General features: G+C 59.0%; 15 protein-coding genes. 3 read left to right on the top strand and 12 right to left on the bottom strand.

Annotated elements, in window-relative coordinates; translation table 11 throughout:
- Window positions 1–334: 334 nt before the first annotated feature.
- The 3 genes from AB7M29_RS10895 to AB7M29_RS10885 form a co-directional block, all read right to left on the bottom strand.
- Window positions 335–1681 (bottom strand): ATP-binding protein, encoded by a 1347-nt coding sequence (locus AB7M29_RS10895; protein WP_217858418.1) that lies wholly within the window; start codon window positions 1679–1681, stop codon window positions 335–337.
- On the bottom strand, window positions 1678–2355 hold the full coding sequence (locus AB7M29_RS10890; RefSeq protein ID WP_217858419.1) for a response regulator: 678 nt from the start codon (window positions 2353–2355) through the stop codon (window positions 1678–1680). Before AB7M29_RS10890 ends, AB7M29_RS10895 begins: the two co-directional genes overlap by 4 nt.
- 240 nt (window positions 2356–2595) lie before the next feature.
- Window positions 2596–3198, bottom strand: a complete 603-nt coding sequence (locus tag AB7M29_RS10885; protein ID WP_217858420.1) for a porin family protein — start codon at window positions 3196–3198, stop codon at window positions 2596–2598.
- A gap of 147 nt (window positions 3199–3345) precedes the next feature.
- Between AB7M29_RS10885 and AB7M29_RS10880 the strand changes: the two genes are divergently transcribed.
- Both AB7M29_RS10880 and AB7M29_RS10875 read left to right on the top strand, forming a co-directional pair.
- Entirely contained in the window at window positions 3346–4137 is a 792-nt protein-coding gene (locus tag AB7M29_RS10880; RefSeq protein ID WP_217858421.1) for a dienelactone hydrolase family protein, read from the top strand.
- Window positions 4138–4300: 163 nt separating this feature from the next.
- The gene (locus tag AB7M29_RS10875; RefSeq protein ID WP_217858422.1) at window positions 4301–5026 is read left to right on the top strand and encodes a 4'-phosphopantetheinyl transferase family protein; all 726 of its coding nucleotides are present in this window, start codon (window positions 4301–4303) and stop codon (window positions 5024–5026) included.
- A gap of 297 nt (window positions 5027–5323) precedes the next feature.
- Here the strand turns inward: AB7M29_RS10875 and AB7M29_RS10870 are convergent, their stop codons facing one another.
- The 3 genes from AB7M29_RS10870 to AB7M29_RS10860 all read right to left on the bottom strand — a co-directional run bounded on the left by AB7M29_RS10870 (window position 5324) and on the right by AB7M29_RS10860 (window position 8838).
- A complete protein-coding gene (locus tag AB7M29_RS10870) occupies window positions 5324–6346 on the bottom strand; it encodes an IS110 family transposase (RefSeq protein WP_454246555.1) in 1023 nt (340 codons plus the stop codon).
- Window positions 6347–6517: 171 nt separating this feature from the next.
- Entirely contained in the window at window positions 6518–8128 is a 1611-nt protein-coding gene (locus tag AB7M29_RS10865) for an ATP-binding protein (RefSeq protein ID WP_123720611.1), read from the bottom strand.
- Complete coding sequence (locus tag AB7M29_RS10860; protein WP_217858423.1) at window positions 8125–8838, bottom strand: response regulator; 714 nt, start codon at window positions 8836–8838, stop codon at window positions 8125–8127. Before AB7M29_RS10860 ends, AB7M29_RS10865 begins: the two co-directional genes overlap by 4 nt.
- Before the next feature lie 736 nt (window positions 8839–9574).
- Between AB7M29_RS10860 and AB7M29_RS10855 the strand changes: the two genes are divergently transcribed.
- A complete protein-coding gene (locus tag AB7M29_RS10855) occupies window positions 9575–12469 on the top strand; it encodes a ribonucleoside-diphosphate reductase subunit alpha (RefSeq protein WP_454246841.1) in 2895 nt (964 codons plus the stop codon).
- 301 nt (window positions 12470–12770) lie between these two features.
- On the opposite strand, the gene flgE is transcribed toward AB7M29_RS10855, so the two are convergent.
- The 6 genes from flgE to AB7M29_RS10825 form a co-directional block, all read right to left on the bottom strand.
- Entirely contained in the window at window positions 12771–14084 is a 1314-nt protein-coding gene (flgE, locus tag AB7M29_RS10850; RefSeq protein WP_217858425.1) for a flagellar hook protein FlgE, read from the bottom strand.
- Window positions 14085–14114: 30 nt separating this feature from the next.
- A complete protein-coding gene (flgD, locus tag AB7M29_RS10845; protein WP_052966599.1) occupies window positions 14115–14804 on the bottom strand; it encodes a flagellar hook assembly protein FlgD in 690 nt (229 codons plus the stop codon).
- 15 nt (window positions 14805–14819) lie between these two features.
- The gene (gene flgC, locus AB7M29_RS10840) at window positions 14820–15263 is read right to left on the bottom strand and encodes a flagellar basal body rod protein FlgC (RefSeq protein ID WP_008071781.1); all 444 of its coding nucleotides are present in this window, start codon (window positions 15261–15263) and stop codon (window positions 14820–14822) included.
- A 3-nt stretch (window positions 15264–15266) separates the two neighbouring features.
- Window positions 15267–15674, bottom strand: a complete 408-nt coding sequence (gene flgB, locus AB7M29_RS10835) for a flagellar basal body rod protein FlgB (RefSeq protein WP_052966598.1) — start codon at window positions 15672–15674, stop codon at window positions 15267–15269.
- Between the two features lie 373 nt (window positions 15675–16047).
- Window positions 16048–16875, bottom strand: a complete 828-nt coding sequence (gene cheR, locus AB7M29_RS10830; RefSeq protein WP_052966597.1) for a protein-glutamate O-methyltransferase CheR — start codon at window positions 16873–16875, stop codon at window positions 16048–16050.
- A gap of 46 nt (window positions 16876–16921) precedes the next feature.
- Entirely contained in the window at window positions 16922–17854 is a 933-nt protein-coding gene (locus AB7M29_RS10825) for a chemotaxis protein CheV (RefSeq protein WP_454246840.1), read from the bottom strand.
- Between the last annotated feature and the right edge of the window lie 45 nt (window positions 17855–17899).

Below are 17899 nucleotides of genomic sequence, written 5' to 3'. Positions count from 1 at the left end.
TATTTACCGAGCTGCTAAACCCGATCGCTGATTGGTCAGCGACCCGGAAACGATAGAGCCCGGCCTCAAGGCGCACAAGCCGGCGGATTCTGGCGTAGTCGTAGGCAGCGGCGCAAGGATGTGTAGCCTGGGAGAGTATCTGGAAGTGTCGTTTAAACAGTGCTTGTTTAGCGGTCTGACTGTGGGTCTTGTGCTGGATGGGCTGGCCTCTTCGCGAGCAAGCCCGCTCCCACATTGGATCTCCTTAGAACACATTATTTGTGACCGACACTAATCAACTGTGGGAGCGGGCTTGCTCGCGAAGGGGCCCGAGAGAACACCCTCCAACTTCCAGTCAAACCACCGGAAAATGAATCCGGAACGCCGCGCCGCCCATCGGCGAATCCCCCAGTGTCAGCTTGGCGTTGTAGCTTTCGATGATGTCCTTGACCACCGCCAACCCGATCCCCTGCCCCGGATGCTGGCGATCCAGCCGCTCGCCTCGCTGCAGAATCCGCGCACGCTGGTCCGGTGGCACGCCCGGGCCGTCATCTTCGACGCACAACTCAATCCCGCTAAGGGTTTCGCGCACGCTGATGCGCACTTCGCCGAGGCACAGGCGATAGGCGTTTTCCAGCAGGTTGCCCATCATTTCCAGCAAGGCGCCTTGCTCGATCGGCACGTAGCACTGCTCCGGCAGGTCGAACGCGACACGCACACGTTTGTCGCGGTAGACCTTGTCCAGCGTGTCGCAGAGGCTTTTCAGTACAGGGCGCAGGCGCACCTGATGGCGCACCAGACCGCTTTTGCGCAGGCTCGCGCGTTGCAGCTGATAGCCGATCTGCTGGCTCATGCGTTCGATCTGGGTTTGCAGCACCCAGGCCTGCTCGCGCTCTTGCGGCTTTTGCGCCATGTCTTCGCTGACCCCTTGCAACACCGTCAGCGGGGTTTTCAGGCTGTGAGCCAGGTCGTCGAGGGAATCGCGATAACGGCTGCGCTGTTCGCGTTCGCTGTGCAACAAGCGGTTGAGCGAGCCAGTCAAGCGCAGCAGTTCACGAGGGTGTTGTTCGCTGAGGCTTTCCCGGGTGCCGCTTTCGATCTGGTCCAGCTCCTGGCTCAGCCGACGCAACGCCTGCAAGCCCCAGGTCAGGCCGATCCACAGCAAGGCGAGCAATACCAGCAAGGCTGCGCCGAAGCCCAGGTAAAGATTTTCCCGCAGGCCTTCGAGGGTGACTTCGTATTCGCGCACCGGTTGCAACGCGACGATGCTGAACGCCGCGCTTTTGCCACCCAGCAGTTTGACCTCGACGTCATAGACGAAGAACTCTTCCCCATTGGCTTCGCGAATTCTCGCGAACTCATTACCGCGTCCGTCGTAACGCGGTTTGTAGTTGATCTTCTCTTCCTGGGTAGCCTTCGAGCGCCAGACCAGATGAGCTTCGCGGTCAAAGATGTAACCGAGTAAACGGCTGTCGGTGAGGTTGAAGCGCTCATCGGGCAGCTGCGTCGGCATCTGCAGGGTGTTGTTTTCCACCCGCGCGGCGGAGATCAGCGTGGTGACGTCCGACGCCAGGCGCTGCTCAATGGAATCCTGTAACGCCAGGCTGAACGCGCCCTGCATCGCCGGCAGTAACGCCAGCATGAACAACACCGCCAGGATCGTGGCGGCGAGCATCAATCGGACACGAAGGGAACGAATCAAGTGCAGCGCTCGTTAAACAGGTAGCCGAGGCCACGCACGGTATCGATCGGCTTGAAGCCGGATGGGCCTTCGAGTTTGCGGCGCAAGCGGCCGACCAGCACTTCGATCACATTCGGATCGCGCTCGTCGTCATCCGGGTAGAGCTGCTCCATCAAGCGGTCCTTGGCCACCACTTGCTGGTGATGGCGCATCAGGTACTCGAGGATTCGGTACTCGTACGCGGTCAGCGCCAGCGGTTGTTCATCGAGGGATGCCTGTTTGCGGTTGAGGTCCAGCAACAAGGGACCGGCGACGATGGTCGACTGGGTGAAACCGCTGGAGCGGCGCAGCAAGGCATTGAGCCGGGCGTCCAGCTCTTCGAACTGGAACGGCTTGACCACGTAGTCGTCGGCACCGGCGGCGAGGCCTTCGACCTTGTCCTGCCAGTTGCCGCGCGCGGTGAGGATCAGAATCGGAAAGCTCTTGCCCTGGGAACGTAACTGACGAATCAGGTCGAGCCCACCCATGCCCGGCAGACCGAGGTCGATCACCGCCAGGTCATGGTTGAACTGCCCGGCCTGGTACAGCGCCTCCTCGGCATTGGCCACGGACTCGACCACGTGGCCGCTATCCGTCAGACGGGTTTGCAGGTGATGGCGCAACAGCGCTTCATCTTCGACGACCAGCAATTTCATAACGCTCTCCTGGGCAAATCAACATCTCCAAAGACATAACGCGTCCAAAGGCACGCAAACCTCGATGGCTGACAGGGCGACGCCAGTCAATCAAGCCGCGGAACATGTGGGAGCGGGCTTGCTCGCGAAGACGGTGGCACAGTCAACATTAATGTCGCCTGACACACCGCTTTCGCGAGCAAGCCCGCTCCCACAGTGATTGCGTTTAACCAACTGAGGCATACCCTCACGAAACGCTTTTTAGAAAGCGTAGTTGGCGGACAGGTAGGTCTGGGCACTGCTGGTCAAGTCCAGCGAACCCTGTTTGCTGCCCCCGTGCTCGCTCATCTCGGTGCTGGCGTTGCTGCGCAGGTAACGGTAACCCAGCTCGACCGAGGTGTTTTGCGAAACTTGCTGCAATACACCGACCTGACCGCCAATGGCGTAACCGATGTCGCTGTCACGGCTGAAGCCTGGTGAATCCTGGGTCAGTTTGGTCAGCCCGGCGGTGGCGCCACCGAATAATTTGGTGCTGCCGCCCACCGGGTAGAACAGATCGTAGCTGCCCAGCAGGTTTTCCTGGCGCAGTTTAATGCCATTGTGCGAGCCCGACACATTGTCGTAGGTGGCGTAGTAGCGGCCCTGACTGTCTTGCTGACCCAGACGCACGCCCCAGGTGTTGTCCTTGCCGATCACACCGTCGGCATTCGGGTGGTTGAGGTTGTCGTTCAGGGCGCTGGATTTTTTAACCTTGTCGCTGGTCTGGCCAAAGGTCAGGCCGGCGAAATTGGTGGTATCGGCGTGGGCCGCCACACTGGCGCCCATCATGGTGAAAGCCAGAAGCAGTTTTTTGAAAGTAGTCATTGGGGAGTTTCCTCATGCGCTATGTGCTTTTTGGGTACGGGGCAAGGTTACTGCCCCCTCCCTGTACTGCCCCTGAACGCACTCTGAACCTGAGCTGAATCAAATCGACTACGCTGTTCTCACGATTCTTAATAAGGAGATTTGATCATGCGTGCGTTCTTCGCCCTCGTATTACTGGCTCTGAGCGGCGTCAGCCAGGCCGCCATCCAGACCCAGGAAATTCCCTACCAGAGTGCCGACGGCACCAAGCTGATCGGCTATTACGCCTACGATGACGCCATCAAAGGCCCGCGACCGGGCGTGGTGGTGGTACATGAGTGGTGGGGCCTCAACGATTACGCCAAGCGCCGCGCCCGTGATCTGGCCGGTCTAGGCTACAGCGCGCTGGCCATCGATATGTTTGGCGATGGCAAGAACACCGAACACGCCAAAGACGCCATGGCCTTCATGCAAGCCGCATTAAAGGACAGCGCCGCAGCCAGCGCGCGGTTTCAGGCCGGGCTCGATTTGCTGAAGAAACAGCCGCAAACCGATCCGGACAAACTGGCGGCCATCGGTTATTGCTTCGGCGGCAAGGTGGTGCTGGATGCCGCGCGTCAAGGCGTGCCGCTGGCAGGCGTGGTGAGTTTCCATGGTGCGCTGGTGACCAATACGCCGGCGACACCTGGCAGTGTGAAGGCGAAAATCCTGGTCGAGCATGGCGCCCTGGACAGTATGGTCACGGCGGAAAACGTGATGGCATTCAAAGCAGAAATGGACAAGGCCAAAGCCGACTACAAATTTGTCACCCTCGAAGGCGCCAAGCATGGGTTCAGCAATCCCGAGGCGGATCGTCTGAGCCATGGCGACCACGGCGGGCCGGACATTGGTTACAGCAAGACCGCGGATGAGAAGTCTTGGGCGGACATGCAGGCGTTTTTCAAGAAAATCTTTGGTTGATCAGGTAGACCGCGGCGCGGCTATCGCGAGCAGGCTCGCTCCCACAGGGGATCTTCGGTGTGACATAGATCCAATGTGGGAGCGAGCCTGCTCGCGATGGCAGCACCGTCGATCTGAACCTTGGGACTACCCAGCCTCAAGGCAACCCGGCAAAATGCCGGTCATGAATCCCGTCCCCGCCCTACCCGTCTGCTGCACTCCACTCGACGCCCATTGGCCGCTGCCGTTTGTGCTGCCCGATACGGTCTTGTTGGGTACCCACTTCGATACCAAGCAACTGGCCAGCGATGATTTCCAGCGCAGCGCCATCGAGCCGCCCGCGAGCATCCAGCGGTCGGTGGCCAAGCGCCAAGCCGAATTTCTCGCCGGGCGGGTCTGCGCTCGGGCGGCGTTGCAACAACTGGAAGGGCTGAATTTCATTCCCGCCATTGGCGAAGACCGCGCACCGGTGTGGCCAGCGCATATCACCGGCTCGATCACCCACAGCACCGGCCGTGCCGCGGCGATTGTCGCGAACAAGGCGCACTGGCGCGGTCTGGGGATGGACCTGGAAAACCTGCTCTATGCAGAGCGGGCCGAACGCCTGGCCGGGGAAATTCTCACCGGGCCTGAAATGCAACGCATGGCTGCCGGGGCTGAGGATCAACTGGCAATGCTGGTGACGTTGACGTTTTCAGTGAAGGAAAGCCTGTTCAAGGCGCTCTACCCGATCGTGCAGAAGCGCTTCTATTTCGAACACGCCGAAGTGCTGGAGTGGAGCGCGGGTGGTGAAGTGCGGTTGCGGTTGCTGACAGACCTGTCCAGTGAATGGCGTAACGGCATTGAGCTGGATGCGCAGTTTGCAGTGATGGATGGGCAGTTGTTGAGTCTGGTCAGTATCAAGGCTTGAGGGTTTTCAGCGCCTGTCAGGGCCTCTTCGCGAGCAAGCCCGCTCCCACATCTATGGTTACCCCCTTTTCTGCAATACTGTTTTTGATGCGTGTTTGGCTTGCTTTCATCTATCCGGCGTCTGAGTGGGGTTGTGGCCCCGCGCCTCGATGAGAATCGATGCCCGACGATCCTAATTATTCGAACGGCCTTTCAGCCGTGTGGGAGCTCAGGGTTGTCGTCAGGCCGGTTAGCCGTTCACGTCATCAGTTATCCAGCATCGCAAAACCAGGTGGGTGGTGCTCGGGTGACAGCAGGGTCAGGCGTTCATCGCGGCTGGCCCTGCATCGAATTCAGTGTGGTGGGCCGCAATCGCCCAGGCGATCCTCGCCAGCTTGTTGGCCAGCGCGCAGACCACATGGTTGGAGTGATGGTGGACCAATAGCTGCCGGACCCAGTCCGCCAGCCAGCCTTTCTGGCGGTCCAGCTGCATCAAGTAAACACGGGCACACTGGACAAGCAGGCGCCTCTGGTTGCGATCGCCGCGCTTGCTGATGCCCAGCAGTACGGTCTTGCCGCCCGTGGAATGTTGTTTGGGCACCAGCCCGATCGAGGCCGAATAGCCCCGGCCGCATTTGAACTGTTTGCCATCGCCCAACTCGGCAGCCAGGACGCTGGAGGTGATCGGGCCGACACACGGCATGGTCATCAAACGGGCCGCCAGATCATCTTCAGCGGCCTGGCATTCCACGTCCTTGTCCATTGCCTTGACCTGCTCATCCAGATAGTTGAAGTGTGCATGCAGCAGCGTCAGAATTTTTTTGGTGCGCTCAGAAAATGAACCCGCCTCCAGCAGCGCCGGCAGCTCTTTGATGGATTTGAAGCCTGGGGCCAGGCTGACGCCCACCTCCAGAAGAACGGCGTGAATCCGATTGACGGTCGCGGTGCGGTCCTTGATGAACGAATCGCGTGTCGAATTGAGCATGGCCAGCTCTTGCTGAGCCTGGGTTTTGGGGTGCACAAAGCGCATCGTTGGACGCGTCGCCGCCTCGCAGATCGCCTCGGCATCAGCGAAGTCGTTCTTGTTGCTTTTCACGTAAGGACGCACAAGGTGAGGAGCAATGAGCTTGGGCGTATGCCCCAGCTTGGCGACCTCCTGCGCCATGAAGTGGGCTCCGCCACAGGCCTCCATCACGACGGTGCAGGGTTCAAGGTTCGCCAAGTGTTGAATGAGCGCCACGCGAGTAAACTTTTTGCGGTAAAGCTCATGGCCTCGATCATCTTGCGCATGCAGGTGAAAGGCGTGTTTTCCCAAATCGATGGCGGCAATAGCTACTTTCATGGCAACGGTCTCCGGTGAGCCCCCTGCGAAAGCTTAGTGGGCGATCGCAGGGGGCGGCGGGGGTAGCCATTTCATTATTGGATCTCCTGTGGACACACAATGTGTGAACAACACAGACCCAATGTGGGAGCGGGCTTGCTCGCGAAAGCGGTGGATCATTCACCGCAGACCTCAACGCCGCTCCTGATTCCTCGGCCAGCTCAAACTGAAACAGGCCCCGCCCAGGCTTTTGCTCTTGCCGATCAACGCTCGCCCGTCATGCCAATGGATGATTCGCCGCACAATCGATAACCCCAACCCATGCCCGCCCGAGGCGCGGGTGCGGCTGTCATCGAGGCGCAGGAACGGAGTGAAGATTTTCTCCCACGCGGTTTCCGGCACACCCGGCCCGTCATCCTCGACATCCACCCGACAGCGCTGCTGTCCTACCTGATAACTGACGGTCACCCGCGAATGGGCGTGGCGCATGGCGTTGCTCACCAGGTTCTGCAACGCTCGGTGCAAGTAACGCGGCTCGGCCTCGACCCAGGCGTCGTCGCAATCGGCGGCCGACAGGCACAAGCCGCGCTGCACCGTAACCTCGGCGCGCAGTGGCGCCAGTTCTTCGATCACCTGATTGACCAACGCATCCAGATCGATCCGCTGAAAGTTCAGCGCCGGCGAACCCTGCTCCAGCCGCGCATAAGTGAGCATCTCGTCGACCAGCCGATCGAGATCCTCGATGTCGTGGTCCATCCCTTCGCGGTATTTTTCCAGAGCCTCAGGCGTGGTGGCCGAGCCGATCATCTCCAGGCCAAAACGCAAACGCGCGACCGGCGTGCGCAGTTCATGGGACACGGCGCGCACCAGCTCTCGCTGTATCGCCAACAATTGCTGCAAGTGCTCGGCCATGCCGTTGAACGCCGACGCCAGACGCCCCACCGAGTCCGCGCCGCGTGCCGGTACGCGGGTTTCCAGGCTGCCCTTGGCGATGCGCGTGGCGGCGGCTTCCAGCCCGCGCAAACGGCGCTCCAGCTGGCGCACCAACAGATAGACAATCAAACCGATCAGGCTCAGACCAAGGGCCGCGATCAGCACCAGCCACTCGGGCGGGTAAGGATTCATCTGATACAGCGGTCCGATTTCCAGCACCCACGGTGTACCGACCATGCCGGCAAACACCCGGATCGAATCGCCACCCTTGCCCAGCGCCATCACCGTGTCGCCTTCGGATATGCGGCGACTCTGGTCTTCGTCCATGTCGGCCTGATCGATCGTGACCAGCTGCAGATCAAAGCCGAAACCCTTCTCTTCCTTTAACTGCGCCAGACGCTTGGGCTGCTCGGCCACCGGATAGCGCACCAGTTCATCGGCCAGCAGGTAAATGGTCGCCCGCGCCAGTTGCTCGCTGATCTGCTGGACTTCCCCCGTGAGCACCAGTTGTTCCTTGTCGCTGACCAAGCGGTAAACCTTTGCCGCGTGCGGGCCGGTCTGCTCCACCAAGGCCTGGCCGCGCAGCACGCGGGTGCGCTGGGTCAGATCGAGGTCGGTCTGGGGGAATGTCTTCAGCGCCAACGGAATGCCGAGCAAGCGCTCCCACACCAGCAAGGCCCGATGGCGCTCGGTTTCGTTCATCGGTTGCAGGTTATCGGCCATCAACGAAAACGTGCCGTGGGCCAGACGCTCGCGGTATTGCTCGCTGCGCACCTGATTGAGCAAGTGCAAGGCCAGCACGCCGAGCACGGCCACCAGAATCAGCGCCGCGCACATGCCGCCGTAGATGCGCAGGAAGATCGAGTTCACAGGGTGCAGGCTTCCGGAACGAACAGATAGCCTTTGCTGCGGATGGTTTTGATCAGTCGCGGATGCTCAGGGTCATCGCCGATCTTCGGCCGGATGCGTGAAATGCGCACGTCGATGGAACGGTCCTGGCCGTCATAACCGATACCGCGCAGCGCGGTGAATATTTCTTCGCGGGACAGAATACGCCCGGCGTTGGCCACCAACAGCCAGAGCAAATCGAACTCGGCACTGGTCAACTCGATGCCTTTGTCATGCAGCCAGGCCTCGCGCAACGCGTTATCCACCACCAACGGGCCGAACTGCAGACGCCGTTGTTTTTCCGGCGCGGTTTCAGGGGGTTCACTGCGCCGCAACAAGGCCTGGATGCGCGCCAGCAGCAGGCGTGGGCGCACCGGTTTGCAGACGTAGTCATCAGCGCCAAGGTCGAGGCCGAGGATTTGATCGGTGTCATCGGTGCGCGCGGTGAGCATCAGGATCGGGCCGTCATATTTGTCGCGAACCTTGCGGCAAATGCTCAGGCCATCTTCGCCAGGGAGCATCAGGTCGAGGATCACCAGGTCCGGTTTCTCCTTGATGATGCGTGCCGCGGCGAGGGCGCCGTTGCCCTCGATCGACACGCGCAGGCCATTGGCTTCGAGGTAGTCGCGAGTCAGTTCGGCCAGACGCTGGTCGTCCTCGACAATCAATACCTGCCAGACTTCTTGCTCCACGGTGACCTCTGCTTGCCAACATCACTTTAAAGGGACGGATCCGCCCGTCTTTTTGTAATGATTGGGGAGGATAAGAATGCATCTGCATTGGCCGATTGTATAAACGGCGCACGTCTGGAACACAAGCGGGTAAATGCGTTCGGACACGACGGTTTTTTGTGATAGGGTTCGCGCCCTTAAAAATCCGAATGACTGTTTTCAATCGCTGAAAATCAGTGAAAAACAGTCCGCTCCAGCTAGGTCGCGGCCTACACGCTCGTTCCACCTTTCACACACAATTTACGCACAGGTTTATCCACAGGTAGAACGTTGCAACACCCTCAAAAACGCATTATCTTGTACCTCGGCGCTAAAAAAACCCTACATGTAGGGTTTTAGCTTAAAAGCCCAACCACATTTCAGACCAGAAACTCAAGCGCTTTATTGCCTGTTTATGGTTGAACCAAGCACGATTTTACAAGCCCAAACCGCCTGTGCGGATGGCACCGTTTTTTCAGGCCAGAACAGCCAGAACGGTACGGGTGTTGCAGTCAAAACTGGCACCCCAGAAAGGAATCCGGCTTCGAGCCCAGGCTCGCGGCCAAAGACTTCGGCAAGGAAGCGGCATCATTAGCCTTCTTCCTACTGTCCCGAAGTTGTTATGCCCGACGCCACGTCGGTTGTAGTGCTTCAGGACAGAACGGTGGGCACCGTAATGGTGCCCAAACAAACATAGAGAATGTGGAGACAACCCCCCATGCAAACCGACACAACTCGCGAGAACCCGCAGGGCACCTTGCCGCAGGCCGCCGATTCGAATTCGGATCTGTCCGCCACCGCGCCTGGCCAACTGCGCGTGATCAAGCGTAACGGGACTGTCGTTCCTTACACCGATGACAAAATCACCGTCGCCATCACCAAAGCGTTTCTTGCAGTTGAAGGCGGCACCGCTGCCGCTTCGTCGCGCATCCACGACACCGTTGCTCGCCTGACCGAACAGGTCACCGCGACCTTCAAGCGTCGCATGCCATCGGGCGGCACCATCCACATCGAAGAAATCCAGGACCAGGTCGAACTGGCCCTGATGCGTGCCGGCGAGCAGAAAGTTGCCCGCGACTACGTGATCTACCGCGACGCCCGCTCCAAGGAACGCGCGGTACGCGCCCCTGCCGAGGACGCGGTACAGGCTCACCCGTCGATCCGCATTACCCGCGCCGATGGCAGCCTTGCACCTCTGGACATGGGTCGTCTGAACACCATCGTCACCGAAGCGTGCGAAGGCCTGGAAGAAGTCGACGGCGACCTGATCCAGCGCGAAACCCTGAAGAACCTGTACGACGGCGTGGCCCTGACCGACGTCAACACCGCTCTGGTGATGACCGCCCGTACGCTGGTCGAGCGTGAGCCGAACTACTCGTTCGTGACCGCCCGCCTGCTGATGGACACCCTGCGTGCCGAAGGCCTGAACTTCCTGGGCGTCGCCGAGAGCGCGACCCATCACGAGATGGTCGACCTGTACGCCAAGGCGCTGCCTGCGTACATCGCCAAAGGTATCGAATTCGAATTGCTGAACCCGGTTCTGGCGTCCTTCGACCTGGAAAAACTCGGCAAGGCAATCAACCACGAGCGCGATCAGCAGTTCACGTACCTGGGCCTGCAAACCCTGTACGACCGTTACTTCATCCACAAGGACGGTATCCGCTTCGAACTGCCGCAAATCTTCTTCATGCGCGTGGCCATGGGCCTGGCGATCGAAGAGAAGAACAAAGAAGACCGTGCAATCGAGTTCTACAACCTGTTGTCGTCCTTCGACTACATGTCCTCGACCCCAACCCTGTTCAACGCCGGTACCCTGCGTCCACAGTTGTCGAGCTGCTACCTGACCACCGTGCCGGATGATCTGTCGGGCATCTACCACGCGATCCACGACAACGCCATGTTGTCGAAATTCGCGGGCGGCCTGGGCAACGACTGGACGCCGGTTCGTGCACTGGGTTCGTACATCAAGGGCACCAACGGCAAATCCCAGGGCGTTGTACCGTTCCTGAAAGTAGTGAACGACACCGCCGTCGCCGTTAACCAGGGTGGCAAGCGCAAAGGCGCTGTGTGTGCTTACCTGGAAACCTGGCACATGGACATCGAGGAGTTCATCGAACTCCGTAAGAACACCGGTGATGACCGTCGTCGTACCCACGACATGAACACCGCCAACTGGATCCCTGACCTGTTCATGAAGCGTGTCTTCGATGACGGCCCATGGACCCTGTTCTCGCCATCCGAAGTTCCGGATCTGCACGACCTGACCGGCAAGGCTTTCGAAGAGCGTTACGAGTACTACGAAGCCCTGTCCCAGTACCCGGGCAAGATCAAGCTGTTCAAGACCATTCAGGCCAAAGACCTGTGGCGCAAAATGCTGTCCATGCTGTTTGAAACCGGCCACCCATGGCTGACCTTCAAAGACCCGTGCAACCTGCGCAGCCCGCAGCAGCACGTGGGCGTGGTTCACAGCTCGAACCTGTGCACCGAGATCACCTTGAACACCAACAAGGACGAGATCGCCGTTTGCAACCTGGGCTCGATCAACCTGCCGAACCACATCACCAACGGCAAGCTGGACACCGCCAAGCTGGAACGCACCGTGAACACCGCCGTTCGCATGCTCGATAACGTTATCGACATCAACTACTACTCGGTGCCGCAAGCGAAGAACTCCAACTTCAAGCACCGTCCGGTCGGTCTGGGCATCATGGGCTTCCAGGACGCTTTGTACCTGCAGCACATCCCTTACGGTTCCGACGCTGCCGTCGAGTTCGCCGACAAGTCGATGGAAGCGGTCAGCTACTACGCGATCCAGGCGTCCTGCGACCTGGCCGACGAGCGCGGCGCTTACGAGACGTTCCAGGGTTCGCTGTGGTCCAAAGGCATCCTGCCGCTGGATTCGCAACAGATCCTGATCGAACAGCGCGGCCAGCAGTATATCGACGTTGACCTGAACGAAACCCTGGACTGGGCACCGGTTCGCGCCCGTGTACAGAAAGGCATTCGTAACTCCAACATCATGGCCATCGCACCGACCGCGACCATCGCCAACATCACTGGCGTGTCGCAGTCGATCGAACCGACTTATCAGAACCTCTACGTGAAATCGAACCTGTCGGGCGAATTCACCGTGATCAACCCGTACCTGGTTCGCGACCTCAAGGCTCGCGGTCTGTGGGACTCGGTCATGATCAACGACCTGAAGTACTATGACGGTTCGGTACAGCAGATCGAGCGCATCCCGCAAGAACTCAAAGAGCTCTACGCAACTGCGTTCGAAGTGGACACCAAGTGGATCGTTGACGCGGCCAGCCGTCGTCAGAAGTGGATCGACCAGGCTCAATCGCTGAACCTGTACATCGCCGGCGCTTCGGGCAAGAAGCTGGACGTGACCTACCGCATGGCCTGGTACCGTGGTCTGAAAACCACTTACTACCTCCGCGCCCTGGCCGCGACCAGCACCGAGAAGTCGACCATCAACACCGGTAAGCTGAACGCTGTTTCCAGCGGCGGCAACCACGGTGACGACTCGGTCCTGGCTGCTCCTGCCGGCCCTGCTCCAGTGCCGAAGGCGTGCGCGATTGACGAGCCGGATTGCGAAGCCTGCCAATAAGCTGAGCGGGTGAGCGCTGAAAGGCGCTTACCTCGACAACCCCCGATCAGTCCTCTGGATTGGTCGGGGGTTTTCTTTTGCCTCAAGGAAAGTGGGACTGTGCTGACGCCATCGCGGGCAAGCCTCGCTCCCACAGGTTTCGTCGTTCACGATTCCTACGTACGACACAAAACCTTGTGGGAGCGGGCTTGCCCGCGAAGAGGCCATCACTGACAACGCAAAAATTCGGCACCCGAGACAAATCCCGACCATAAAAAAAGCCCCTCTCACGAGGGGCCGCTTTCTGCAGCGCTAACCAGCATCAGGTCATCTGAATGATGGTCTGCATGATGGTGCTCTGGGTGGAGATGGTCTTGGCGTTTGCCTGGTAGTTGCTCTGAGCTTTGATCAGTTCGACCAATTCGTTGGTCAGGTTGACGTTGGACTCTTCCAGGGAGTTGGACACGACCGAACCCAGAGTGCCGGTTGTCGGCGCATCGACACCCGCCACGCCTGAGGCGAAGGTTTCTTTCCAGCGGGTACCACCGATCGGCTGCAAGCCTTGCTCGTTGGCGAAGCTGGCGACTGCAACCTGGCCGATTGCCTTGGTTTGCTGGTTGCTGAAGTTGGCGGTCATGACGCCGGTGGCGTCGATGGTCAGGCTGGAGATCTGGCCGGTGGCGTAGCCGTCCTGAAATTGCTGGGTACGGGCCGTCGGCGAGTTGTAGGAGGTGGTTTTGGTCATGTCAAAGCTCACACCACCAGTGGCTGCAACCGAACCGTTAGGACCCCAGACGTTCGGCGTTACGGTGGCATTGGTCACCACGCCAGGCACCCAACCGGTCAGCTGGAACGTTTTGCCGGTCACAGCAAAACCGGTACTGCCAGTCATGGTGTTGACGGTACCGTCAGAGTTGAAGGTGACGGTGGCAGTCACTGGCACCGGTGGCTCAGTGGCCGGGTTGGAAGGCGAACGACCGTCTACGTAGGTGTACATGGTCCATGCGTTAGTACCGGTTTTCACGTAGTACTGATCCAGGGAATGCTGGTTACCCTGGCTGTCGTAGATCGGGGTGGAGATCGGCTTGTTATAGCTCAATGGCTCGGCCGGGTTGAACGGCGTAACGGTCGGAAGGGTTTCCGAGGAGTTCAGGTTCATCGTCTGGTCGACGCGAGTGGTTGCCTTTGGCGACAGGCTTGAGGTGTCGATTTTCAGGTCGGTCAGTACGCCATTGATGATCTTGCCGTTGGCATCAACGCCATAACCCTGCAAACGGTTGCCGTTGTTATCGACCACATAGTTTTCAGCGTCAGTCTTGAACGCACCGGCACGGGTGTAGCTCAAGGAACCGTTGTCGCTAAGGATGAAGAAGCCGTTGCCCTGGATGCCCATGTCGAGCACGTTGCCGGTGTTGTTCACGTCGCCCTGGCCGAACTGCTGGGAAACGTTGGCCAGACGCACGCCGTTGCCGACGGTCTTGCTGCCGGTACCCAGGCGAGTGGCCGAGTACACGTCTTCGAATTCTGCACGGGAGGATTTGAAACCGGTGGTCGCGACGTTGGCGATGTTGTTGCCGGTCACGTCCAGTTGTTTGTTGGCTGCATAGAGACCGCTAAGGCCGATATTGAAAGACATATTCCACTCCTTGTGCCGTGTTAGTCGGCTCTATATACCAATGGTTTGTACTTTGGACAGGGCAACGCTGCCCATGCCTGCCAGGTTCAGCATCAACTCACCGCCAGTCTGGCTGATGGTCACACTGTTGACCGTTGCCGGCAGGTAAGTAATCAGTGAGGTGTTTGTGCTGTCGATGGTGGTCGACGCGCCGAAGGTGTAAGTACCCGCCGGTGCCACCGCGCCCGCATCGTCCTTGCCGTCCCAGATGAAACTGGCGTTACCGGCACTTTGACTGCCCAACTCGAGCGTACGGATGGTCTTGCCTTCCGAGTTGGTAATCTTGACGGTGGCGGCGGCAACCGAGGTTGGCACCACGATGGTCCCGTTGAGGCTCTTGGAGGTGTCGACCACCGCTTTGTCGGTCTGCGCGATGACCGAACGGCCCACCAGTGAAGAAGCCTGCAAGGCTTGCGAGGAGCTATAGCTGCTGGCAAGGCCGCTGACCGTATCGTTCAGCGTGGTGATACCTTCCAGGCTACTGAACTGCGCCAACTGTGCCACGAACTCGCTGTTGTCCTGAGGATCGAGCGGGTTCTGGTTTTTCAGCTGAGTCACCAACAGTTGCAGGAACGCGTCCTTGCCCAGCGACTGACCGCCGGTAGCGGCCGAGGTCAGGCTGTCTTTGGTGGTAGGGGTCTGGACCGAAGAGTTGGCCAGAACATCGCTGATAATGCTCATATGAATCGCCCCTTATCACTGACCGAGGGTCAGGACCTTCTGCATCATGGTTTTGGCGGTATTCATCATTTCGGCGTTGGTCTGGAACGAACGGCTCGCGGAAATCATGTCGGCCATTTCTTCGACGACGTTGACGTTCGGGTAGTAGACGTAGCCCTTGCCATCGGCAGCCGGATGGTTCGGCTCGTAGCGCGCTTCAAGGTTGCTCTGGTCTTCGACCACGCCCAGCACTTGCACGCCTTGACCGGCCGCGTCCTGGTTCTGGAACAGCGAATCGCTGCCGCCGCTCTGGCCGCCCTGGAACATGGTGGCGAATACCGGGTGACGGGCACGGTAGGTCTGGTCGATGCTCGACGAGACGGTCTCGGCGTTGGCGATGTTCGAGGCGACGGTGTTCAAGCGAGTGGTCTGGGCACTCATGCCGCTACCGGCGATGTTGAAAACACTGGCAAGGGACATGACTTACTCTCCACGCAGGGCTGATACCAGCCCTTTGAATTTACTGTTGAGCAGGGTGAAGCTGGCCTGGAAGTTGACCGCGTTTTGCGCGTAGTTCGACTGTTCCAGTTGGGCGTCCACAGTGTTTTGGTCGATCGACGGTTGCATCGGCGTGCGATACATCAGCGACTCGTCGCCATTGCCCATGCCTTCAGCTTCGATGTGACGGCTGTTGGTCATGTTCAAGGCGAACTTGCCGTTTTTGGTCTTCTCGTTCTGCTCGGCGAGCACTTTCGAGAAGTCCAGATCCCGAGCCTTGTAGTTCGGGGTGTCGGCGTTGGCGATGTTGTTGGCCAGGACTTCGGCACGCTGAGCGCGGAAGCCCAGGGCTTGTTCGTGGATACCGAGCGCTTTATCGAAGCTGATGCTCATGTCGGGAAACCTTCGGGTGACCTGATTTTCGTACGATGGATATAGCAAGCGGCGTGCCAATTCAAAAAAGCCCGTAAACCGGGGCTTTGCGCGCGGTGGCAAGACGGCAATGCCAGAAAAGCGGCAACCGGTTTCCGTCGCCTGCCGCTTTTCTGCCGCTTATCACGATCGAAAGAACATCATTTCCCTCTGTGGGAGCGGGCTTGCTCGCGAAGGCGTCGTGTCAGTCGACATTTGCTTTGACTGGCATACCGCATTCGCGAGCAAGCCCGCTCCCACATTGGATTGTTGTAGGTTCAGGGAAATCATCAGGCATAAAAAAACGGGAGCCCCCCCTAAGGACTCCCGTTTTTTTATGCTTGCCGCTTTTGAATCACTTCGCCTTGTAAATGATCCCCGGGCTGCACTGGACCATCTGGTAATGATCCGGCAAACCGTTCAGCGCTTCGGACGCACCAAGGAACAGATAACCGCCCGGCTTCAGCGTGCTGTGAATGCGCAACAGGATGTCTTTCTTCACCTCGGCGGAGAAGTAGATCAGCACGTTGCGGCAGAACACGATGTCGAACTTGCCCAGGCTCGCGTAGCTGTCCAGCAGGTTGAACGAGCGAAACTCCACCCGGCTCTTGATCGGCGCCTTGATGGCCCAGCGTCCCGGCCCTTTCGGGTCGAAGTAACGCTGAAGGCGCTCGGGCGACAGACCGCGACCGATGGCCAGGCTGTCGTACTCGCCGGTCTTGCAGTTGGTCAGCATAGTGCCGGACAGGTCCGTGGCAACAATCTGCACGCCCATTTTCAACTGGCCCATGTTGACCCGCTCGAATTCATCGATGGACATCGACAGCGAATAGGGTTCCTGGCCCGACGAACACGCTGCCGACCAGATCCGCAGGCGCTGGCCGGGGGCTGCCTTGATCGCTTCGGGCAATACCTTGTTCTTCAAGACTTCAAACGGATAGGTGTCACGAAACCACAGGGTTTCGTTGGTGGTCATGGCATCCACTACCATCTCGCGCAAACCGCTGCGTGGCTGGGTCTGGATGCGCTGAACCAGCTCACCCAATGATTTGATGCCCTGCTGTTCCATCAGTTTGTTGAGACGGCTCGAGACCAGGTATTGCTTGTTTTCACCGAGCAAAATGCCACAGGCTTTTTCCAGGAATACCCGGAACTGTTCGAAATCCAAATTACCCGTAGACAAAGATGCCGCCTCTTAAATCGTGTTGACCGCCAGGGGCAAAAGGCCCCTAGCTGTTATCTGCTGCTTTGATCCGGTCGACTACCCGGGATGCCAGGTCATCAGGACGGAATTTGGCCAGGAAGTCATCGGCACCGACCTTCTTGACCATCGCCTGATTGAATACACCCGACAACGAAGTATGCAGGATGATATGCAGCTTTTGCATGCGCGGGTCGTTGCGGATTTCGGCCGTCAGGGTGTACCCGTCCATCTCCGGCATCTCGATGTCGGAGATCATCATCAGGAACTCGTCTTCCGGCTTCTTGCCCTCGTCGACCAGCTTGCGCAGGTAATCCAGCGCTTGCCGACCGTCGTTCAACGCCACCACTTCGACTCCGACCGTTTGCAGGCAACGGCTCACCTGCTTGCGCGCCACCGATGAGTCATCGACCGTCAGCACCCGCAAGGACAACGCCTTGTGCTGAGTCTCGACATCCACCACGCCCGACGAAATCGCTTCCGGCGTCGGCGCCACTTCCGCCAGCACCTTTTCGACGTCGATGATTTCAACTAGCTGATTGTCGACCCGAGTCACCGCCGTCAGGTAGTGATCGCGCCCGGTGCCCTTGGGTGGCGGATGAATCTCCTCCCAGTTCATGTTGACGATGCGCTCCACCGACCGAACCAGGAAACCCTGGGTCTTGGTGTTGTACTCCGTGATGATCACGAAGGGATTGCTTTGATCTTTCAGCGCTCCGGAACCGGTCGCCATCGCCAGATCCAGAATCGGAATGGTCGCCCCCCGAATATTCGCCACACCGCACACGACAGGACTGGACTTGGGCATCAGGGTCAGCTTGGGGCATTGCAGCACCTCGCGAACCTTGAACACGTTGATCCCATACAGCTGCTGGCCGTCAAGACGGAACAACAACAGCTCAAGGCGATTCTGCCCTACCAGTTGCGTGCGCTGGTTCACCGAATCCATTACACCAGCCATGCCCAGACTCCTACACCAACGCTAAGTGTGTTGCGACGCACATTC

The organism is Pseudomonas sp. F-14 TE3623, assembly GCF_053629015.1.
This window is presented reverse-complemented; position numbering and strand designations above follow the sequence as displayed.